Source organism: Alteromonas sp. ALT199 (assembly GCF_018619335.1).
Taxonomy (GTDB): Bacteria; Pseudomonadota; Gammaproteobacteria; order Enterobacterales; family Alteromonadaceae; genus Alteromonas.
Genome location: NZ_JAHHDX010000084.1, coordinates 146,547 through 167,682, shown reverse-complemented (window position 1 = coordinate 167,682; position 21,136 = coordinate 146,547). Strand labels below are relative to the sequence as shown.

Sequence of the window (21,136 nt, the reverse complement as noted above, 5' to 3'; positions counted from 1 at the left end):
ATTAAATACAGCGCAAAGGTGTGTACCCTTTCATGCACTTTCATTACACTAGCGGTTTTATACCCACACTTGGAGAATGGCATGTCTGCGGCGTTTATTTCTCATTTGCAAACGCAAATTGAAGCCACGAAAGAAGATGGTTTGTACAAAAAAGAGCGTGTGATCACGTCGCAACAACAAGCCGATATTGGCGTTGCTGGTGGAGAGCACGTTATTAACTTTTGTGCTAACAACTATCTTGGTCTTGCAAACAACGAAAGCTTAATTGAAGCTGCGAAAGAAGGCCTAGATAGCCATGGTTTTGGTGTCGCATCTGTACGATTCATTTGCGGTACACAAGACATTCACAAGCAGCTAGAAGCCTCTATCAGCGACTTCTTAGGCACCGAAGACACCATTCTTTATCCGTCTTGCTTTGACGCCAACGGCGGTTTGTTTGAAACCATTCTTGGGCCGGAAGATGCCATTATTTCTGATGCGTTAAACCATGCGAGTATCATTGACGGCGTGCGCCTGTGTAAAGCAAAGCGTTACCGCTACGCCAACAACGACATGACAGCGTTAGAAGAGCAGTTAAAGCAAGCTAATGCCGATGGCGCACGCTTTAAAGTTATTGCTACCGACGGCGTATTTTCGATGGATGGCGTAATTGCCGACTTAGCCTCTATCTGTGACCTTGCCGACAAATATGATGCCATGGTAATGGTAGATGACTGTCACGCTACGGGTTTCTTAGGCGAAAACGGTAAAGGTAGCCACGAATACTGCGGTGTAATGGGCCGTGTAGATATTATTACAGGTACTCTAGGCAAAGCCCTGGGCGGTGCGTCAGGCGGTTACACCTCTGGAAAAAAAGAAGTTGTAGAGTGGCTACGTCAGCGCTCACGCCCTTACCTATTCTCTAACTCTGTTGCGCCACCTATCGTTTCAGCATCATTAAAAGTGTTTGAAATGATGAAAGACGGCGATGAGTTACGCGCTAATCTATGGCGAAATGCCAACCACTTCCGCAAGCGTATGGAAGACGCGGGCTTTACCCTTGCAGGTAAAGATCACGCTATTATTCCTGTAATGCTGGGCGATGCCCGCTTAGCCAGTGAAATGGCCGACAAACTGCTAGAAAAAGGCATCTACGTTATTGGCTTCTCTTACCCTGTTGTGCCAAAAGGGCAAGCCCGAATTCGTACGCAAATGTCTGCAGGTCATAGCCTTGAACACGTTGATAAAGCCATTGATGCATTTATCGAAGTAGGCCGTGAAATGGGAGTGATTTCATGAAGTCGCTAGTAAAAGCGAAAGCGGAGAAAGGCATTTGGCTACAAGATACCCCAAAGCCTGAAGTAGGGCACAACGACCTACTGATTAAAATTCGCAAAACCGCGATTTGCGGTACCGATATGCACATATACAACTGGGACGAGTGGTCGCAAAACACTATTCCAGTGCCTATGGTAGTAGGTCACGAATACGTGGGCGAAGTAGTAGGCATGGGTCAAGAAGTAAAAGGCTTCGAAGTAGGTGACCGTGTATCCGGTGAAGGTCATATTACTTGTGGTCATTGCCGTAACTGTCGCGCTGGCCGCGTACATTTGTGCCGCAACACCGAAGGTGTGGGCGTAAACCGCCCTGGCGCATTTGCCGAATACCTAGTTATTCCTGCCTTCAACGCGTTTAAAATTCCAGACAATATCAGTGACGACCTAGCGTCTATTTTCGACCCCTTTGGTAATGCTGTTCACACTGCGCTAAGTTTTGACTTAGTTGGTGAAGACGTGCTTATTACAGGTGCTGGCCCTATTGGCATTATGGCGGCAGCGGTGGCTAAGCACGTAGGTGCCCGTCACGTCGTAGTTACCGACATCAACCCTTACCGTCTTGGGCTTGCTGAAAAAATGGGGGCAACCCGCGCTGTCGACGTAAGTAAAGAAAACTTACAAGACGTTATGAACGAACTGGGTATGTCAGAGGGCTTTGATGTGGGCCTTGAGATGTCTGGTGTGCCGGTAGCCTTCAGAGACATGCTTAACAAAATGAATCACGGTGGCAAAATTGCCATGCTGGGTATTCCTCCGCAAGATGTTGCTATCGACTGGAACCAAGTTATTTTCAAAGGTTTGGTGATAAAAGGCATCTATGGCCGAGAAATGTTCGAGACCTGGTACAAAATGGCGAGCTTACTACAGAGCGGCTTGGACCTTTCGCCCATTATCACTCATACTTTTTCCATTGATGACTTTCAGGAAGGGTTTGATACCATGGGGTCAGGACATTCAGGCAAAGTTATTTTGGATTGGCAATAATGACAACATTTTCACACATTAGCGTAAACGACGTGGCTAACTTTCAAGGCGACGTAACTATTGTGGATATTCGTGATCCTCAATCGTTTGCTAATGGCCATATGCCCAATGCGGCACCGCTTAACAACGACAACTTCGGAGCGTTTGTCGACCAAAGCCCTAAAGACACCCCTGTGGTTGTGGTGTGTTATCACGGCGTAAGCAGCCAGCAGGCTGCGCAAGTAATAGCACAGCAAGGCTTTGAAACCGTCTATAGTATGGACGGGGGCTTTGAAGCATGGCGACAGTCGAACCCGGTAGTAACCGAATAGCGATTTTATGAAGGTGCACAACGTGCACCTTTGTTTTATGTTTTGCAGGCACTTAACTATTTCAGTATAAAGGGTCAGTATAAAGAGCTATGGTACCACGGCCTTATACACGTAAATCGCATTCACACTCTACTGCTTTTGGGGTAATAACTAGCTTATGGGTCATCCTTTAATTGCGTTTAATCAGCAAAGTCCAGCGCACCTTCTCGCCAATTACTTAACCAGCCAGCATATCAACGCCAACGTAGTCCTGCACGACAAAGAGTTTGTAGTTGTTCTAGATAACAACGAGCATATCGATCGCGCAAAAATTATTGCAGAAGATTTTTTGGCAAATCCTACAAACCCTAAATATCAGCAAGCGGCATGGGATAACGGTAAAAATGTGCAGCTTGCGCCATCCGGCAGCGGCTTTTCGATAAGTAAAATAATTGCCGATGCAGTTAGAGCGCCGTTTACATCAGTCGTGTTTGTAATGTGTGCGGTAATTTACTTACTGTCTTTGTTTGGTTTATTTGCCTCTATTGCACAACACTTATTAATGCAGCCGTTTTCTATTTTGTCGCAAAATCACGAATGGTGGCGCCTACTTGGCCCTGCGTTCATTCATTTTTCGGCGCTCCACATCATATTCAATTTGCTGTGGTGGGGCATGCTAGGGGCTAAAATTGAACGCACGTTAGGCATGAGTATGCTGTTTATCGTCTTTTTAGTGTCGGCCACTATTTCTAATGCCGCACAAGCGCTGTTTAGCGACCCCGTCCAAGGTAACTTCTTCTTGTTTGGCGGTTTGTCAGGTGTGGTATATGCGGTGATGGGCTTTGTGTGGTGGCTTGGCTGGTTGCGCCCAAGCTGGGGGTTGTCGCTGCCAAACTCTATCGTTGGCTTCATGCTAGTGTGGTTAGTCTTTGGTTATGCCGACATTCTATGGGTAAGTATGGCAAATGCTGCGCATACGGCGGGGCTTATATCTGGCTGCTTACTAGCTGCAACGCTAAGTTTAGGGTCTGGTAAGCGCTAAACATTTAAAATAGTAAGCATAGATGCTGTATCAGCAGGCACTTAAATCATTTATTACCTAAAAATTGCTGTGGTGCAGCTGCAAAAAATAAAAAGCGAGCTGGTCAAAAAGGCTCGCTTTTATCTTCGCTCTTACCAGCAAATGTGCTTCTTTAGGTACCTTGGTATAGGTACTTGGTGAAGATAACATTCTTAATAACTTCACCGCCGGTTTCTTGCTTCATATGCTCTTGAAAGGCTTTTAAGATAGCGCGGCAATGTCTTCACGACCAGTCAGTGACTTTACTTTTTCCGCTGGCTGCTGCCCGAAAATTTCAATAGCGGTTGAACGTAACAACGGCATATGGTGTTCAGCAATTTCAAGCTGATTCACATCGTTAATCATTAATTCTACCGATACGCGAACGTAACCCAGCTTTTGTGCGCTGTCGCTAATATAGTTGGTAACAATTTCTGGCTCTAAGCCCAAATAAGCATAGTCGGCTTTATCTTGTGCCAATGCTGTATTGCACCCTAGTACAAAAAAACTAACTGCGAATACACGTGAAACTAGTGACTTAAACATAGTGAAGTCCGATACACCAAAGTAATAAATTCACCAAGTAGTGTAGCAAATCTCTGATCAAACACACTACTGCAAAAGTTTAACCAAGTGAAAATATTTAAACATGACGTGTTATCATACTAACAGATTCATTATTCGGGCTTTTCGTGTGAGTTTTAATGCCACTTTTCCAGTGGGTTTGGCGGTTGACTGGCAAGCACCTTCTGGCATCACAATTCCTAATGCACAACTGAAAAACTGGTTATTAGACACCGGGTCATTAACCGAGCGAGTGCAATCTTTAAGCGAACATTTTTCGTTGGAGCTTATTGGGCAGCGCACCCAAACTCCTCACGATAACGAGCTGGCGCTTTTACACGGTAACGGTAATACCAGCTATCAAGCTCGTGAAATTCTGCTGTGTGGTAACCACCAACCCTGGGTGTTCGCACGCTCTATTATTCCTCAAGCATTTGTAGACAGCGAACTTTCTGACTTAGGCCGCGAGCCACTAGGAAAACGCTTGTTCAACGACACGCGGTTCACCCGCTCAGAATTTCAATTGTGTATAGCCCAAGCTTCCAAGTTTGGCATTAAAGGTAACCAAACCTTGTGGGGAAGACGCTCGTTGTTTACGTTAGATAGCTACAGCATGATAGTAGCAGAAGTTTTTCTTCCTCATTCTCCGGCTTACGGTCAGTCAGCGACAAGCGAAAAGGAAAGCGAACAACAATTATGAAACACAATTGGAATGCGTACGCGCGACTTATGCGCCTAGATAAACCTGTAGGTATTTATTTACTACTGTGGCCTACATTGTGGGCTCTTTTAATGGCGTCGCAAGGTTTACCGCCTTTAGGCATTACGCTTATTTTTGTGGCTGGTGTAGTCGTTATGCGTTCAGCGGGCTGCGTTATCAATGACTATGCTGACAGGAAGGTGGACGGACGCGTAAAGCGCACCACACAGCGTCCGTTGGCAACGGGCGAAGTTAAACCTAAACAAGCGCTGCAATTATTTGGCGCTCTTATCGCCATCGCGTTTGTGTTAGTGCTGTTTCTTAACTGGCAAACCGTCGCGCTATCTGTCGTAGCACTTATGCTTGCAGCTAGTTACCCTTTCATGAAGCGCTATACGCATTTTCCGCAGGTAGTATTAGGTGCAGCGTTCGGGTGGGCCATTCCTATGGCTTTTATGGCTGTGCTAGAAACTGTACCAACGTACGCTTGGTGGCTGTTCATTGCTAACCTACTATGGACGGTAGCGTACGACACCATGTACGCCATGGTAGACCGCGACGACGACTTACAAATAGGCGTTAAGTCTACCGCCATATTGTTCGGTAAAAGCGACGTGCTAATTGTGATGTTGTTGCAAGCCTGCGCACTTACAATTCTGTGGTGTATAGGCTGCACAATCAACGCGACATGGCCTTTCTACACAGCCGTGCTGTTTTCTGCTTTGCTATGCGTGCGTCAATATCAACTTATTAAACGCCGCCAGCGTGAAGGTTGCTTCACGGCGTTTATTGAAAACCACTACATTGGTTTAGCCATTACGCTTGGTACGGCGCTGCATTTTTGTTTGGTTTAGTAGGGTACTTGTTAATACACCCAAAACCATACAACTATTAATCAAGTAAGCCGCAGTTAAAATTACTCACAGTAGCAATTTGTTGCTTTTACCTTCTTACGTCACATTATAACTGAATGAAAGTAACTATATACGTTTGACGGTATATATTTTCAAGAGTATGTTAAAGGGTGCCAATGGAATGGCAAATTGTTGTCACAAATGAATTTGAGCAGTGGTTTTTGTCACTATCTGATCACGAGCAAGTAGATATTCTTGCGATGATCAATGTTTTAGAGGTTAAAGGCCCCACTTTAGGAAGACCTTATGCTGATACATTGAAAGGCAGTGATAAAATTAGAAATTTAAAGGAATTAAGGCTTCAGCATTCAGGAAAGCCCTACCGTATTTTGTATGCTTTCGATCCGAAAAGAAGTGCAGTGCTTCTGTGTGGAGGGCGCAAAAACGGTAAGAAAGATAAGTTGTTTTACAAACGAATGATTTATTTGGCTGAAAAAGTGTTTACGCGATATTTAAAAGATGAAGGACTTTTATAAACCGGAGGCTTAGTATTATGGCAAAAACAATAAGTGAGTTGCGTAAGCAAGTAAAACCCGAAATTCAAGCGACAGCAAGAGCTAAAGCTTTGGAAATTATTTCAGATATGACGCTTTCTGAAACCCGAAAAGCGCGTGGCTTAAATCAGGGGCAAGTCGCAAAACGCCTAAACTTAGCACAACCCAATATCTCTCAAATAGAGTCTAGACCTGATTTACTCGTAAGTACTTTATCTCAATACATTGAAGCACTCGGCGGAACATTAGAACTTCATGCAAAGTTTCCCGATGGGCAAACTATCGATATCAAACCGTTTAAATAGTTGCATGTCAAAAGCGTTGTATGAAGAACTTCAACACTCAAACATAATTGAAGAAAACAAAAAAGCGCCATAAAGGCGCTTTGAGTTTTCTACAAGCTGTGAACGACTACTTTTCTGCTAGTTTCGCTTCTAGCTCGGCCATGCGGCTTTCCATAGCGTCTAGCTTTTCGCGAGTGCGAATAAGCACTTGGCTTTGAATATCGAACTCTTCGCGAGTGACTAAATCAAGCTTCGACAGCTGCGACTGCAATACAGTTTTCACTCGGCCTTCTGCTTCTTCAGCCATGTTTTTAACGCCAGGTGGTACGGCATCAGCAATTTGTTTCGCTAAATCTTCGAGTTTCTTCGGATCCAACATGGAATTCCCTTATAATGCGCAGCTCAAAATATGAAAGCTATTCTATCGGTATCGACACGACATGCAATGAAAACTGTGTCGCGCCCAAAATGTACGTTGTTTTAGGAATTAAATGAAACTAAATGAAGCTCAAGAGTCTGCCGTAACCTTTGTGTCTGGCCCATGTTTGGTGCTGGCAGGGGCGGGCAGTGGTAAAACGCGTGTAATTACCAACAAAATTGCTCATTTAGTTAGAAACTGCGATATGCCAGCACGTTATATTGCCGCGGTAACCTTTACCAACAAAGCAGCACGTGAAATGAAAGAACGTGTGGCGCAAACCTTAGGTAAGCCAGAGGCGCGAGGGTTAAAGGTATCTACCTTTCACACCATGGGCCTAACCATTATTAAAGCCCATGTAAAAGACTTAGGTCTAAAGCCGGGGTTCTCGCTGTTCGATGATAAAGACTCGTTTGCCCTGCTTAACGACCTAACGTCCGACACCCTCGATGGCGATAAAGATCAGCTTCAGCTACTGCAAAGCTGCATATCGAACTGGAAGAACGACCTTATCTTGCCCGATGCTTTATTGAAATCGGCAACCAGCACGGGCGAACGCGAATTTGCAGAAGCCTATAAGCGCTATCAAGACAACTTAAAAGCCTATAACGCGCTAGATTTTGATGACCTTATTCTGCTTCCCACACTGTTACTAAAAAGCAGCGAAACAATAAGAGCAAAATGGCAAAGTAAAATTCGCTACTTGCTGGTGGATGAATATCAAGATACCAATACCAGTCAGTACGAGTTAGTAAAGCTATTAGTGGGCGAACGCGCACGCTTTACTGTGGTTGGCGACGACGACCAGTCTATTTACTCATGGCGTGGTGCGAAGCCGCAAAACCTACATTTGCTGCAAGAAGACTTCCCGCGATTAAACGTAATTAAGCTTCAGCAGAACTACCGCTCGTCAGGGCGTATTCTGCATTGTGCGAATATTCTTATTCAGAACAACCCGCACTTGTTCGATAAAACCCTCTTCTCAGAGTTGCAGTACGGCGAGCCGCTAAAAGTCATAGAGGCAAAGAACGAAGAGCATGAAGGTGAGCGTGTGGTTGCTGAACTATTGGCGCACAAGTTCATGAACCGCACTCAGTTTAAAGACTACGCCATTTTGTATCGCGGGAATCACCAAAGCCGTATTTTCGAAAAGCTGTTAATGAGTAACCGCATCCCATACAAAATAAGCGGTGGAATGTCGTTTTTCGGTCGTGCTGAAGTGAAAGACATCATGGCTTATTTACGGCTATTTGTGAATCAGGACGACGATAACGCCTTGCTTCGCATCATTAACACGCCAGGGCGAGGTATAGGCCGCGCTACGTTAGAAAAACTAGGTAACTTTGCCAATAGCTTGGGCGTGTCTATGTTTGAAGCGGCTACACACCCTAATCTAAATAGTGTGTTGCCTGATAAAGCCTTTCATTCGGTATCAACTTTTGCCCGTTGGGTGGTCGAGCTGTCGGACAACGCCGAACGCGGCAATACTGCCGATGCGGTTCGTACCATGATCCGTACTATGGGTTACGAAGAATGGCTATATGAAACCAGCGCGAGCCCTAAAGCCGCCGAAATGGCGATGGCCAATGTGAGTACGTTATTTGGTTGGGTTAACGACATGTTAGAAGGCAATGACCTAGACCAGCCCATGACCTTAACCGAGGTGGTAAACCGCTTAATACTGCGCGATATGATGGAGCGGGGCGAAGACGACGGGGAAGGGGACCAGGTTCAGCTAATGACATTGCATGCCTCAAAAGGCCTGGAATTCCCCATTGTATTCTTAGTAGGCATGGAAGAAGGCTTGTTGCCGCACCAGAGCAGTGTTGATGAAGACAATGTAGAAGAAGAGCGCCGACTTGCCTATGTAGGTATCACCCGAGCTCAGCGTGAGTTGGTGTTCAGCCTTGCTAAAGAGCGCCGACAGTTTGGTGAAGTGATCAACCCAGAGCCAAGCCGCTTTTTATTCGAGCTACCGACTGACGATGTACAGTGGGAAAACCAAAAGCCGAAAGCTACCAAAGAAGAGCGCCAGCAGAAAGCGCAGGTGGGTATTGCAAATTTAAGAGGTATTTTAGGGAAAAAGTAGCGGGTAAACTACGCACGCATTTTCAGCCTACTAACGATGCCATATCAAGCACTTTAGCGTGCCTTAATATTTTGCCCTGACCGTAAGAACAATCAATTTCGTTCAGGGCATCAAGCTGCGCCTGAGAGTCTACACCTTCAGCAATCACATGAAATTTCAAGTGTTCAGAAATCAGCATTACCGATTGAATAAGCTTCAAATTACGTTGCGAGCGCGGCAGTGACTTCACAAATCGATGATCAATTTTAATAAAGTCGAAGGGGTAAGCAAACAGATAGCTTAGCGAGGCCAAGCCACTACCAAAGTTATCGAGTACCAGTGTTACGCCTGCGCGCTTTAATTTTTTAATAGCTGGAAGAATAAACTGCGAGCGGCGGTTTAAATCGTTTTCATCAAATTCAAATACTAACTGACTTGGGGTGATATTAGATGACGAAATCACATTAATCATCTGATTAACCATCGATGCCTGCAACAAGTGGTTAATTGATACGTTCACCGCAATTTTGTTTATCGGGTCGTTTGTACCTTTGTAATAGTTAAGTAGTTCACAGGCTTTATTGAGTTGGAACAAATCAAGATCTAATGTTAAACCGCTCTGTTCTGCAACCAGTCGAAATTGTTCTCTTGCTATTTTTCCATACGCTGGATGAGACCAACGAATATACATTTCTTTATACAGTGTGCTGTTGTCATTTAAATCAACGACTGGCTGTAAGAAATAATCAAACTCTTCTTCACGCAGAGCTCGCCTGAATTCGTTTTCAAGCTCAAGCTCTTCTATCAACCTGTCGCGCATGCTCTTGTCAAACATAACAAAGCGGCCGCGGCCAAGTGTTTTAGCCTGGTACATGGCGGCATCGGCGTCTCTTAGCACTTCATCTGCACTGCGATAATAGGTTTCAAGGTGGGCAATACCCACACTCGCACCAGAATACATTTCGCGACCATCTAGTAAAAATGGTTCTGAAATCGATGAGATTATACGGCTGGCCACCTCTTCAACATCAGCTTCATCTTCAAAGTTATCCAGCAGTACAACAAACTCATCGCCACCTAAACGGGCTAACAAGTCATGACCACGAATACACAGTGCTATGCGCCTGGCAACTTCAACTAAGAATTCATCACCAGCATGGTGACCTAGGGTATCGTTAATAACTTTGAAACGGTCTAAGTCGATAAATAAAACCGCAAACATGTTTTCGCTATAACGTTGTTTGCTGGCTATAGCTAACTCTAACCGGCTTGTAAACATGGAACGGTTAGGTAAGTCGGTTAACGAGTCGTGGTGGGCGTCGTGAATAAGCTTAAGTTCAATTTCTTTACGCTCTTCTATCTGTTGCTTAAGAAACTTATTTGCTCGGTTAAGCTCTGCGGTACGCTCTTTTACGCGTTCTTCAAGCTCAGAATTGTAGCGTTGCATCGACTCGGTGTTGCGCTTGCGTTCGATAGCTACCGCAATATGGTGCGAAACAAAGCGTAGAAGCTCTTGGTCGCGGGCATTATATTTCGCATGCTTACCATAGGTTTGAACCGCAATAATCCCGGCAATTTCACCTTCAACAACAAGGGGTGAGCCCAGCCACGAATTAGCGCTATTAAGCATGGTTTGTGCAACCGATACATCTAGGTCACCCGACTCGGCTAACTGCAGTACACGCGGAGGATTAACTAGTTCAGCTTGACCGGTTCGCAATACAAGTTCAGTAAGCCCAAGACCCAATGGACGTGAGCTTATGTCTTTATCATGAGTATCACTGAAGTAAGGGAATTCTAGTAACTCTTTTTCTTTGTTGTGTATAGCAATGTAGCAGTTTGGTGCGCTTATTAATCGCGCTAAAATATCGTGAAGGCTGGAATAGAATACATTCATGTCGCCTTCAAGTGTGGCGGCAAGTTCTGATATTTCAAAGAGGGCTTGTTGCAACGACTCAACTTTTTGTCGTTCTAAAATTTCTTCTTGAAGATCGTCGTTTGTTTGTCGAAGTTGGCGGGTACGTTCGCGAATAGTGCGTTCAGTAAGTTCTCGGTTTTTAACTCTATCAACAGTGGTAACAATGTGCTGAGAGACAAAAAGCAGTACTTCTAAATCTTCCTGAGTATAGTGCACACCCTCATCATAGGTTTGCACTACCATGGCCCCAATGACTTGGCTACCCCGCTTTAACGGTACACCTAAAAGCTCATAAGGTTGAGAACCTACCAACTTAATATCGTGCTCAGATGCAAAAAACTCTTCTTTATCGCGCTTATAGAAAAGATAGTTACCGGTTCTAAGAATGTAGCCGGTCATGCCGTCCATTAAAGACTCTGCGGGAAGTTGAGATACGGTTTTTTCGTCGAACTCGTCAATAAAATAGGCAAAATCAACAACGTGATTTTCAGGTTCGTAGAAGGCAACAAAGAAGTTATCGGCATTCATAAAATCGGCAATGATTTCGTGAATAGCTGAGTAAAGGCGGTTGAGGTGGCTTACAGAACTGGCAAGTTCAGAAATGTCAAAAAGCGCCTTCTGAACACGTTCAGCGCGCTTGTATTTGTCAGTGAGTTGTTGAAGCTGCGGTATAAGTTCGCGCAGTTCTTCTTCCGTCAACTCATGTTGCGTAGAATCTTGTGACATTCCGCTCGCCAGTAAAAAAAGTAACGTTTCCCAACCAATTAACTTACCCGATTAGCGGAGAAAACGCTACTTTTCCATCAAGTTGTTGTGATCGTGTAGGTATTAGATACCTTCAATCATATACTCAATAGCGGCTTTAATTTCGTCATCAGAACAGTTGCCACAGGTACCGCGAGGAGGCATAGCGTTGATACCGTTCAGAGCGTTTTGCCATACACCGTCAAGACCGCGCTCGTCCAAACGAGGCTGCCAATCGGCTGCAACGTGAACCTTAGGCGCGCCCAGAACACCTGCAGAGTGACATGCTACACACGCAGAGTTATAAACGTCTTCGCCAGACTTTGCTCCGCCAGCTGCGCCAGCACTACCTTCAGCTGCTGCACCAGCAACATGTACCTGACCTACCGGCTTAATGCGATCGGCAATTTCATCGTTACTCATTTCTTGTGCTTGTGCTGCAAAAACAGTTAGCGCAGTAGCAGCAACAGTTAACCAAGTCTTTAATTTCACATCTGTCTCCAGGCAATGATGAATTTGTTTAAAATATAACTGGCCAGATTATAACGGTTAATTGGGGCTGAACAACTATTTGAGGCCAATTACCCATAAAAAGTAAGGATTTTTAACACTTATGCCAAGCCATCTAAAGAGATTTTAATAAATGAGTTGAAGCCAGCCCGTGGCGTCAGTATTATTACGCCCCGTTTGCAGCATACGTGCAGTCGCGTATTCATTGTTGTAAACGCTCGGTGATTATCTCACTGGTTCTACAAACCGCCCTTAGCTCAGCTGGATAGAGCGCGGCCCTCCGGAGGCCGAGGTCAGAGGTTCGAATCCTCTAGGGCGGGCCATTTATTGAATATTCTTCGATCTATAACAGTACTTTCAATGCAGAGTTTATTCCCACACCCTTAAAAAACGTTTTAGATACAATGGTCTACTTATATTGTGGTGAGAGCCCTAGCGGGTCCGCTCTTCTATCTGAAGAGAGTACAACTGCAGATACTAAAACGAAAAATAGTACAACGAGGCCTATGATTTTGTACGCATCAGCGAAGCCAATTTTGTCATACAGCGTACCTAGTAATACTGATAAACCGCTTGCGGCAACTTGTCCCATGAATTGAAAGCCCACGATGTAAATTGTTGCCGACAGTCTTGCGTCAAAAATTGCGGCAATATATTTAAAAATGGCTATCAGCATAATGGGGAGTTCGGCGGCGTGTAGAAGTTTCATGGCTGAAATTGAAATAGGATCGCCGGCATAGCCAGAACCTATAATGCGCAACGCCATTATAGCTCCGCTTAATAATAGACCGTTTTTAGCACCGATCTTGTTAACAATGAAAGGCGCAATGAACATACCGCCAGCTTCAAGAAGAACTTGAAAGGAATTTAAGTATCCATACATAGAATTACCTTCAGCCTGGGTTGGAAATTGCGCTGCAAAGTAAACGGCAAATTGCTGATCGTAGACACCATAAATACAAGAAACACCTATAACCCAAGTCGCGAAAGCCCAAAATTTACGCTGACGAAATAGAGCAATGGCGTCACTTAATTTAAGCGCGTTTGCCTGTTGGTTAATAGCCGATTCCTTCGTAGTATTCTCACTTACCTTAACGAAGTAAAGGCAGGATAGAAATATGAGTGCACAAAGGCTGGCAAGCACAAAATTCAAGCTTGGGGATACATTAAAAATTTGACCTGTAAAAAACGTCGCTATCGCCCAACCTACCGAGCCCCACATACGGGCCTTGCCAAATTCAAATCCTGTCGTGCGTCCAACCCTTTCAATGTAGGTTTCGACAGCACCTACACCCGCAAAAAATGCGGTAGAGCAATAAAATCCACCAATGACTGCGCCTAGGTAAAGAGAATGCTTAAGTAATGGTGTGTATATATAGATAAAAAATGGGCCGCTGAGTAGCAGCATTACGCCAATAAACAAGAGTAAATTTTTACGCATACCTAATTTATCTTGCAGAAAACCGTAACAGGGCATTACGAAAAGAGCGGTTAAAGCATTAATGCTAAAAACTAACCCTGTCTCTGTACCGCCTAAACCAATCGACTGATTCAGCCAAATTGGGTAAATCGAAAAACAAAATGACCATGTTAAAAAAAAGCTAAGTATACAACCGCTCAGTAACCAGTAATTGCGTTTTGATATGGCATCGGTCATTAGTTTTCCTTGGTTTTGGTATTAGATAGCGCGGTGCGAATCACGCAAAAGTAATTGCCCGCTAATCTCTTGAATTTTGGTGTTTATTTGTAATGCTTTATCAATAGCTATTTGTGCGGCAATCTGCCCCATGTCAAAGTAAGGAAGGCTCACTGTAGTGAGTTTCGGCACAAGGTTTTCTGCAATCAATTTATAATTGTCGTAACCAACGACTGAAATGGTTTCAGGTATTTTGTACCCCATTTTTCGAATAAGCATAAAAACACGCATTGCCATTTTGTCGTTACCACAGCAGATCGCAGTAGGCCTTTCCGGCATAGACATAATGTCCTTTAAAATACCTTGGAGATTAGCGAACTCATCATCTGGGTTCTCACAAACACCCACTACAATCAATTCGTCTTCAACGCTAAGCCCCGCTTCTTCGTGCGCTTTTCTAAAGCCTTTTACTCGAAGAGGCGTTGCGGTCATCTCTTCAAATAATGTTAGGTAGGCAATTTTCTTATGTCCGGACTTGATCAGTTCATTGGTGAGATTGAACGCACCTAAATAATCGTCAGGTAGTATTGTTGGATGTCTCAAAATGCTTTCGTAACAGTTGACCAATATAAGCGGACATTTGTTGAACGACTCTTTAATGCTTACCTCTTTATGAGATACGGTAGCAAAAATAATTGCTTCGGCGCGTTGTCGCCTAAAATCATCGACAAGACGAGAAAAGCTTTTAACATTGCCACCTGACTCACCAATCATGAGTAATTTGCCGTGCTTTTCGCACTCGTGCTGGATCCCCGCAATAATGTCGAACGAGTCAGGGGTTGTAGTAAGGTTCTCGGTTATGAGACAAACGATGCCTTTTTCCTGTCCTCTCAACGCTTGTGCAGCAGCTGAAGGATAAAATTCTAACTCCTCCATCGCCTTATTTACTTTCAGCCTTGTTTTAGCGCTTACACCGTCATAATTGCTCAGCACTCTTGAAACTGTTTTAACTGATACACCAGCTTTTGCGGCTACGTCTTTTATAGATGACATGAATATATATTTCGGTAAGTTTATGGAGACATAATTGTCTCACATTTGTTCGAATTTGTTGACAAACTGTTAAAATCAGTCATCATAATGACCAACGATAGACATTTAATCAAGTCTTTTTTCCCACATTCGTAATGATGAGTAAGTTATGCATAGTACCCTTCGCGAGACATCCCCATCGCAAAATGGCAAATGGGAGCCACACTTTCATTTTTACAAGTTTGGTCATTGGATAAATGACCCTAACGGACTGTTTTATCTAGATGGTAAATATCATCTTTTCTTTCAGCTAAACCCTGATGCAACTGTGTGGGGTAATATGCACTGGGGAGCTGCAGAGTCGACTGATTTAATTAATTGGGTGCACAAACCAATAGCGTTGTATGCTGAGCCAGAAGGTTTGGGATACATTTTCTCGGGTGGGGCAATAGTGGATGAAAAAAATACTTCAGGTTTTGGTATAGATAATGTTCCTCCAATAATTGCTACTTTCACGCAACAGTCTGTGAAAGAGGAGCAAGTACAGAGCATCGCCTATTCTGTAGATGGCGGTAATACGTTTAGCATGTTCAATGAAAACCCTGTGATTGCTAACCCTGGTATTAAAGACTTTAGAGATCCGAAGGTGGTTTGGTTTGATGGTCAAGACGGACAATACTGGGTTAAAGCTGTAGTCGCGGGGCATTGCGTACATTTCTACAAGTCTGAGAATCTCAAAACATGGACAAAATTGTCAGAGTTTGGTGAGGGCGTTGGCGCTCATGGCGGCGTTTGGGAATGTCCTGACTTGTTTCCTTTACTATGTGAAGAAACAGGGCAGCAGTTTTGGGTGCTATTAATCAGTATTAACCCTGGTGGGCCTAATGGCGGATCTGCAACTCAATATTTCATAGGTAGCTTCGACGGTATCGAATTCGTACCGCAGGATGATGAAATTCGTTGGTTAGACCATGGTACAGATTGTTACGCAGGTATTACTTGGGATAATACACCAAACATACTTGAAGAAAGAGTGTATACAGCATGGATGAGTAACTGGGACTACGCAAATAATACCCCAGATGATACGTGGCGTGGTTCGATGACGCTACCTAGACGAATTAAGCTGGGTAAACGCAGTAATTCGTATCGGCTGTTGACGCCAGCTTTTCCAAATTTTAGCGAATATGGAACGCAAGAAGCAGATTTTTCGCGTAAACAGGCTCTACCTCGAGCCTACAAGCTTTCCTTAAATATATCGCCAAGCGAAGAGCAGACCGATATCGTATGGACTAACAAGGAAGGTGAGGTCTTTTCTATTTCTATTGATCTAAAAAGGTCTGAAATAACAGTTGATCGAAGCCAGACTGGTTTTTTTGAAAAAGGGTTTGATTCAGCGTCGACCATACCCATCGTGTTTGATACGAGCGATACTATTTGTTTAGAGATTTATGTTGACGCTTGTTCATTCGAATGTTTTTTTAACGACGGTGAGCAATGCATTACTTCGTTAGTATTCCCTTCATCATCTCTGAATAACGTAAATATTTCCGAGCATGTTACCAAGATTTCTCTAACGGACTTTACTTAGAAAATTAAGCGCTGCAATGTAATATTTAGTGGAGTCACTATACAAAATATTACGTTTCAGCGCTTATTCAAACTACACTTTACAGTAATTCTCTACGTAAGCGCCGTGTTCCGGCATCGACTTCGCGTTTACATCAATTATGTGTTTTATATCAGACATTCTCTTCTTCAGTTCTTGTTCCGAGTAGATGTCTGCATTTGCATCATACCCGCGAGAAGTAAGGCCCTGACCAACCATAACTGCAAGCCAAGAATAACGGTTAAATAGCTCCTCGTTTTCTCTGAAGATCCGTCCTCGGCTTTCAAACAGCGAAAGCTTGCGTGATAAGCTATCTGGTATCTCCATGTTTTTGCAGAACTGCCAATAGCTTGAATCGGTGCGCTCTGTCACCTTGTAGTGACAAATTAAAAAGTCACGAATCTGTTGAAACTCGGTGACAGATTGCTCATTAAAGTGATCGATATCAATTTGTTCAAAATCCAAATCTGGAAACAGTCTAATGAGCCTAGATATACCAGACTGGATTAAGTGAATAGACGTTGATTCCAAAGGCTCTAAGAAACCAGATGATAGCCCGATTGCAACGCAGTTTTTCACCCAAAACTGGGCTCGATGTCCCGTTTTGAAGCTAATTTTTCGTGGTTCACCTACTAATTTTCCTTCTATATTTTGTAGCAGTGTATCTTGTGCACTTTGGTCATCCGTGTGCACATTAGAATATACAATGCCATTGCCTGTACGTGATTGTAGTGGTATCCGCCATTGCCATCCGGCTTCTACAGCGGTAGAGCGGGTAAAAGGAGGTTGAGAAGTCAGCTTTTCACTACCCACGGCCCAAGCGCTATTGTTAGGTAAGTAGTGGCTCCAGTCGACGAAAGGTACCTTAAATACTTTATCTATAAGTAAACCGTAAAACCCTGAACAGTCGATAAATAAGTCGGCTTCTAAGGTTTGTCCGTTTTCCAATGTAATACTTTTTAAAAAGCCATTGTCATTTCGCAATGTAGTATTAACTACTTTACCTTCAATGCGCCTTACGCCCTTATTTTCTGCGATACCGCGCAAATAAGAAGCATATAACGCGCTATCAAAGTGATACGCATAGCCAATTTCAGATAGCGGCGTATTCTTCTGCTGAACGGGGTGTCTAAAGCGATGTTGTTTAGCTGCCATCGCCATTATGTTGTATTGATCTAAGGTGTCGCTGTGACCACAGGTCTGCAAACGTTGCCAAAACGCATGGAAACTCACGCCATCCATATCAACACCATATGGCCCGAAAGGGTGAAAGTATTGATGGCCCTTTTGCTTCCAATCAACAAACTCAATGCCTAATTTAAACGTGGCCTGAGTTCGGCTCATGAAATCTTTCTCTGTAATCCCTACGTGGCGATTAAATGTCTTTATGTGCGGAATACTTGCTTCGCCAACACCAATGGTTCCAATTTGATCAGATTCCACCAAGGTGATATCTACACTGTTTTTTTTAAGGGAGTTTGCTAAAGCAGAAGCACTCATCCATCCAGCAGTACCGCCACCAACTATGATTACTTTCTTTATTGCATTATCGGGTTTGCGCATATTTAAACTCTCAATATCAATCTGAAATATTCAGTGTTCTTATTAAATTCGTAAAATGTGCATAACGAAAAAAAGAGGACCAAAGGCCCTCTTTCACGCTCTTAAAACAAGAGCTACACACTGCTCTCACATGTCGGGTCCCACACAGACCCATAATGGAGAGACACACTTACACATTGCCATGTAAATTCATTTAGAAAGTATAGTTGATGCTTGCAACTGCACTTCTACCGCTAATTGAACGCATTCTCACATATTCATTAGTAAACGGCTCTGATGCGCCTACAGCAGCATTCTCACCTTCAGTTAAACCAATTTCATCTGTTAAGTTGTTAACGTTAAGTGATACCGACAAGTCATCATTGAACCGATAAGTGGCAAACAGATTTGTTGTTAAATAACCAGGCATTACTAACACATTTTCATTTCGTACATATGAGTCAGTCGTGCCAACTATGTTTAGTCCTACCGTATATGACTCTGTATCGTAAGATGCTATAGCAGAGTATACCCAATCTGCTTGGCGTTGCGGTACGTTTCCAACAAAGTCAGGGAATAAATCGTCGGCTGCAATTTCAGCATCTGTCCAGGTTACATTGCCAGAGAAGTTAAAGTTATTGATAGAGTAGAACGCTTCTACTTCGATACCTGAAGACTCATAATCGCGTAAAGATAATGGGCCGCCAGTAACACGGCTTTCGCCTACGACTTCTTGAGTTTCGGCTGAGAAATAAACGGCGTTGATATCTAAACTATCGAAACGATACTTAACACCGATTTCTAACATTTTTACTTGATCTTCAATGCGCTCATCGTCAATGTCACCCACTTTTTTACCAAAGGCTGAGCTATCTGGGTCGACAACATTCGCAGGTGTATAAACCAAGCCAATAAGACGTTCTGAGTTAGCGCGATAGCCTACAGAGTATCGGCCAAATACACTTAAATCAGTATCTACTAGGTAATTTGCACCAAGGGAATATGAGAAATAATCATAATCGAAATCGACAGCAAATTCAGGTTCAGGGTTATGTAAAGACACCTGACCTTCTACGCCCTCTATACTACCGTTGTTATTAACATCAAAGTCTGTAACACGAATTGAGTTAGCATCGAGCGAACGAGAACCCGTAGTGCGCCCTGAGTCGTAACGGAGACCCGCATCAAACGTGAAGTCACCACTGTAATAGGTAGTATTCACATAAAAGGCATCAATCTTCGTATCTAAATTGAAGCCCCCGTTACAGCAATTTCCCCATTCAGCGGGGCCATATGAAATTAATCCACCGCTAGTCAGGGTTTCTCCGCTCACGTCGTCTACAACATCAACATATGCAGTGTCGCCACCACCTTCAACTGATGTCAGATACGAAGGCCAACTCTGAAAGTTCTCAATTGCTTGTTCTGAGTGATACCAACCTGCGTGCACTTCTAACTCAGAATCATCAGATAAAGAGAATACCTTGCTCAAGTCTAAGTTATTCATCAGGTTGCTTAAATCTTGCATCTCTGTATTAAACGTGTGGATAACAGCCACAGATGTATCGGGCGCAAGTGCTTGACCTGTATTGGGGCCCGTTGCATAGATATAGCTAAAGTCTGTTCGACCTTCTGAGCCTGCTAGATAGTTTCCAACGAACGCGCCACGGTTGTCCTGGGTGCCTACCGAAGCAGGGAAGGGCACCACAAACTCACCGCTTATATCGGCCATTTTAAAGCGGTTTAATAATGCCCAACCGCCACCAATGTCATCTAAACTGGCTTCAAAGCCAAATTGCTTTACGTCAGATTGCATGCCGTCTGAAAGACGCTTTTGCACCACATTATTTTGCTCATCCAATACCTGAATAATATCTGTATGAACGCTTTGTAGGGTATCGCCATTAGCCGAGTAGCCCGGAATAGAGCTATATGACGGATTCGCATTTGTACCACTTACGAACATAGGCGTTGGCATATAACCTACTGCACGGTCGTTAAGGATTTTCATATTACCGCGGATATAACCGCCATCAAATTCTTTCGTAAGGTTAGCCTTGATCTGACCACCTTTGTTAACATCATATCCAGCTTCACGAGGGCCTTCACCTACTCTGTAAAAGCCGCCGATATGGCCATACCAACCATTTTCCCAGTTATGACCGGCTTCAAAATCTAATCGAGTAGTATCGTAAGTTAGCCCTTTGGTAAGTCTTACTGTGCCGCCGCCTTGCTCACCCGTTTTACTGATAAAGTTGATAACACCACCGGGTGAGTTACTGGCAAGTATCGATGCCGAACCACCTCGAATAGCTTCAACTCGTGCTACGTTTGCGTCTGCTCTTAAAAAGATATCCGCGTTAGCAAAAGAGATATCGCCAAACTCTAATACTGGAAGGCCGTCTTCCCAAAGTTGCAAGAATTTTGCACCGCCAGAAGCTATTGGTAAACCGCGAATTGCAATGTTCGCATTACCGTCACCACCGGACGCTTCTGAACGGACTCCTGGAATCTGTCTAAGTATTTCAGCGGTTGTACGAGATACTTCAAAAACTGGGCTGTCTGAGTCTATGCTAGAAATTGATACTGACGACTCTAGTGGGTCTACGCTTCCCCCTGGCACTGCAGTAACAAAAATTCGTTCTATTTCTTTTTCTGGTTTTTCCGGCACTTCTTCTTGTGCATAGGCTAGGTTGCCCATTGCTAACATGCTTACCCCCGTGCATGCGAAAAGTGAAGATACTAAAATAGATAAGCGCTTTTTCTGAAAATGCTTTGTGTTGTGTTGACTTGTTTGACGATGACCCATGAAGCCTCCTGACAGACCTTGTAATTTTGAGTGTGCTTTTTACACCGAAAACTGCATAACGTAATAATGTGCATGTTTATGACCAACGATGGACATTTTACAAATCTTTTACTCATTTGCAACAACAAAATGAAGCATTTTTTTCTTTATATTTAAATTTATACTTTTGATTAATAAAACAGAGGCTAACGAATGACGCTTTTTTCTGTACGAAAGCCTCTCATAACTTCGCAAAAGCTATGGA

The 21,136-nt window shown here is 43.7% G+C and carries 17 protein-coding genes, 1 tRNA gene and 1 pseudogene; 11 read left to right on the top strand and 8 right to left on the bottom strand.

Going from position 1 to position 21,136, the window contains the following annotated elements:
• The first annotated feature begins 81 nt into the window (after nt 1–81).
• The 4 genes from KL866_RS08915 to glpG all read left to right on the top strand — a co-directional run bounded on the left by KL866_RS08915 (nt 82) and on the right by glpG (nt 3,632).
• Nucleotides 82–1,278, top strand: coding sequence for a glycine C-acetyltransferase (locus KL866_RS08915; RefSeq protein WP_025257087.1), 1,197 nt, complete (start codon nt 82–84; stop codon nt 1,276–1,278).
• Entirely contained in the window at nt 1,275–2,300 is a 1,026-nt protein-coding gene (tdh, locus tag KL866_RS08910) for an L-threonine 3-dehydrogenase (protein WP_025257086.1), read from the top strand. The genes KL866_RS08915 and tdh overlap by 4 nt, the downstream gene beginning before the upstream one ends.
• On the top strand, nt 2,300–2,611 hold the full coding sequence (gene glpE / locus KL866_RS08905) for a thiosulfate sulfurtransferase GlpE (protein ID WP_025257085.1): 312 nt from the start codon (nt 2,300–2,302) through the stop codon (nt 2,609–2,611). Before tdh ends, glpE begins: the two co-directional genes overlap by 1 nt.
• 157 nt (nt 2,612–2,768) lie before the next feature.
• Nucleotides 2,769–3,632 carry a rhomboid family intramembrane serine protease GlpG gene (glpG, locus tag KL866_RS08900; protein ID WP_214994703.1) on the top strand — a complete coding sequence of 288 codons (864 nt, stop codon included), beginning with the start codon at nt 2,769–2,771 and terminating at the stop codon, nt 3,630–3,632.
• A gap of 151 nt (nt 3,633–3,783) precedes the next feature.
• On the opposite strand, the pseudogene KL866_RS08895 reads toward glpG, so the two are convergent.
• Nucleotides 3,784–4,196, bottom strand: a pseudogene (locus KL866_RS08895) (flagellar basal body-associated protein FliL).
• A 148-nt stretch (nt 4,197–4,344) separates the two neighbouring features.
• Between KL866_RS08895 and KL866_RS08890 the strand changes: the two are divergent.
• From KL866_RS08890 to KL866_RS08875, 4 genes are all read left to right on the top strand, one after another.
• Complete coding sequence (locus KL866_RS08890; protein WP_025257082.1) at nt 4,345–4,914, top strand: chorismate lyase; 570 nt, start codon at nt 4,345–4,347, stop codon at nt 4,912–4,914.
• Nucleotides 4,911–5,768 (top strand): 4-hydroxybenzoate octaprenyltransferase, encoded by an 858-nt coding sequence (ubiA, locus tag KL866_RS08885; RefSeq protein WP_214994701.1) that lies wholly within the window; start codon nt 4,911–4,913, stop codon nt 5,766–5,768. Before KL866_RS08890 ends, ubiA begins: the two co-directional genes overlap by 4 nt.
• Before the next feature lie 176 nt (nt 5,769–5,944).
• The gene (locus tag KL866_RS08880) at nt 5,945–6,304 is read left to right on the top strand and encodes a type II toxin-antitoxin system RelE/ParE family toxin (protein ID WP_025257080.1); all 360 of its coding nucleotides are present in this window, start codon (nt 5,945–5,947) and stop codon (nt 6,302–6,304) included.
• Between the two features lie 17 nt (nt 6,305–6,321).
• Nucleotides 6,322–6,627, top strand: coding sequence for an XRE family transcriptional regulator (locus tag KL866_RS08875; protein WP_025257079.1), 306 nt, complete (start codon nt 6,322–6,324; stop codon nt 6,625–6,627).
• Between the two features lie 106 nt (nt 6,628–6,733).
• On the opposite strand, the gene ubiK is transcribed toward KL866_RS08875, so the two are convergent.
• The gene (gene ubiK / locus KL866_RS08870) at nt 6,734–6,985 is read right to left on the bottom strand and encodes a ubiquinone biosynthesis accessory factor UbiK (RefSeq protein WP_025257078.1); all 252 of its coding nucleotides are present in this window, start codon (nt 6,983–6,985) and stop codon (nt 6,734–6,736) included.
• Nucleotides 6,986–7,097: 112 nt separating this feature from the next.
• Here ubiK and rep point away from each other — a divergent pair, with 112 nt between their 5' ends.
• Entirely contained in the window at nt 7,098–9,113 is a 2,016-nt protein-coding gene (gene rep / locus KL866_RS08865; RefSeq protein ID WP_214994699.1) for a DNA helicase Rep, read from the top strand.
• Between the two features lie 22 nt (nt 9,114–9,135).
• Here rep and KL866_RS08860 read toward each other — a convergent pair whose 3' ends face one another.
• Nucleotides 9,136–11,736 (bottom strand): EAL domain-containing protein, encoded by a 2,601-nt coding sequence (locus tag KL866_RS08860; RefSeq protein ID WP_214994697.1) that lies wholly within the window; start codon nt 11,734–11,736, stop codon nt 9,136–9,138.
• Between the two features lie 102 nt (nt 11,737–11,838).
• Nucleotides 11,839–12,246, bottom strand: a complete 408-nt coding sequence (locus KL866_RS08855) for a cytochrome c5 family protein (RefSeq protein ID WP_014947775.1) — start codon at nt 12,244–12,246, stop codon at nt 11,839–11,841.
• A 264-nt stretch (nt 12,247–12,510) separates the two neighbouring features.
• Between KL866_RS08855 and KL866_RS08850 the strand changes: the two genes are divergently transcribed.
• Nucleotides 12,511–12,587: transfer RNA gene (locus tag KL866_RS08850), tRNA-Arg, on the top strand.
• Nucleotides 12,588–12,673: 86 nt separating this feature from the next.
• Here KL866_RS08850 and KL866_RS08845 read toward each other — a convergent pair.
• The gene (locus tag KL866_RS08845; protein ID WP_025257075.1) at nt 12,674–13,921 is read right to left on the bottom strand and encodes an MFS transporter; all 1,248 of its coding nucleotides are present in this window, start codon (nt 13,919–13,921) and stop codon (nt 12,674–12,676) included.
• A 21-nt stretch (nt 13,922–13,942) separates the two neighbouring features.
• Entirely contained in the window at nt 13,943–14,953 is a 1,011-nt protein-coding gene (locus tag KL866_RS08840) for a LacI family DNA-binding transcriptional regulator (protein WP_025257074.1), read from the bottom strand.
• A gap of 148 nt (nt 14,954–15,101) precedes the next feature.
• Between KL866_RS08840 and KL866_RS08835 the strand changes: the two genes are divergently transcribed.
• Nucleotides 15,102–16,523 (top strand): glycoside hydrolase family 32 protein, encoded by a 1,422-nt coding sequence (locus tag KL866_RS08835; RefSeq protein ID WP_120649664.1) that lies wholly within the window; start codon nt 15,102–15,104, stop codon nt 16,521–16,523.
• A 72-nt stretch (nt 16,524–16,595) separates the two neighbouring features.
• On the opposite strand, the gene KL866_RS08830 is transcribed toward KL866_RS08835, so the two are convergent.
• Both KL866_RS08830 and KL866_RS08825 read right to left on the bottom strand, forming a co-directional pair.
• Nucleotides 16,596–18,104 (bottom strand): tryptophan halogenase family protein, encoded by a 1,509-nt coding sequence (locus tag KL866_RS08830; RefSeq protein ID WP_214994695.1) that lies wholly within the window; start codon nt 18,102–18,104, stop codon nt 16,596–16,598.
• A 193-nt stretch (nt 18,105–18,297) separates the two neighbouring features.
• On the bottom strand, nt 18,298–20,892 hold the full coding sequence (locus tag KL866_RS08825) for a TonB-dependent receptor (RefSeq protein WP_025257071.1): 2,595 nt from the start codon (nt 20,890–20,892) through the stop codon (nt 18,298–18,300).
• Nucleotides 20,893–21,136: the final 244 nt, after the last annotated feature.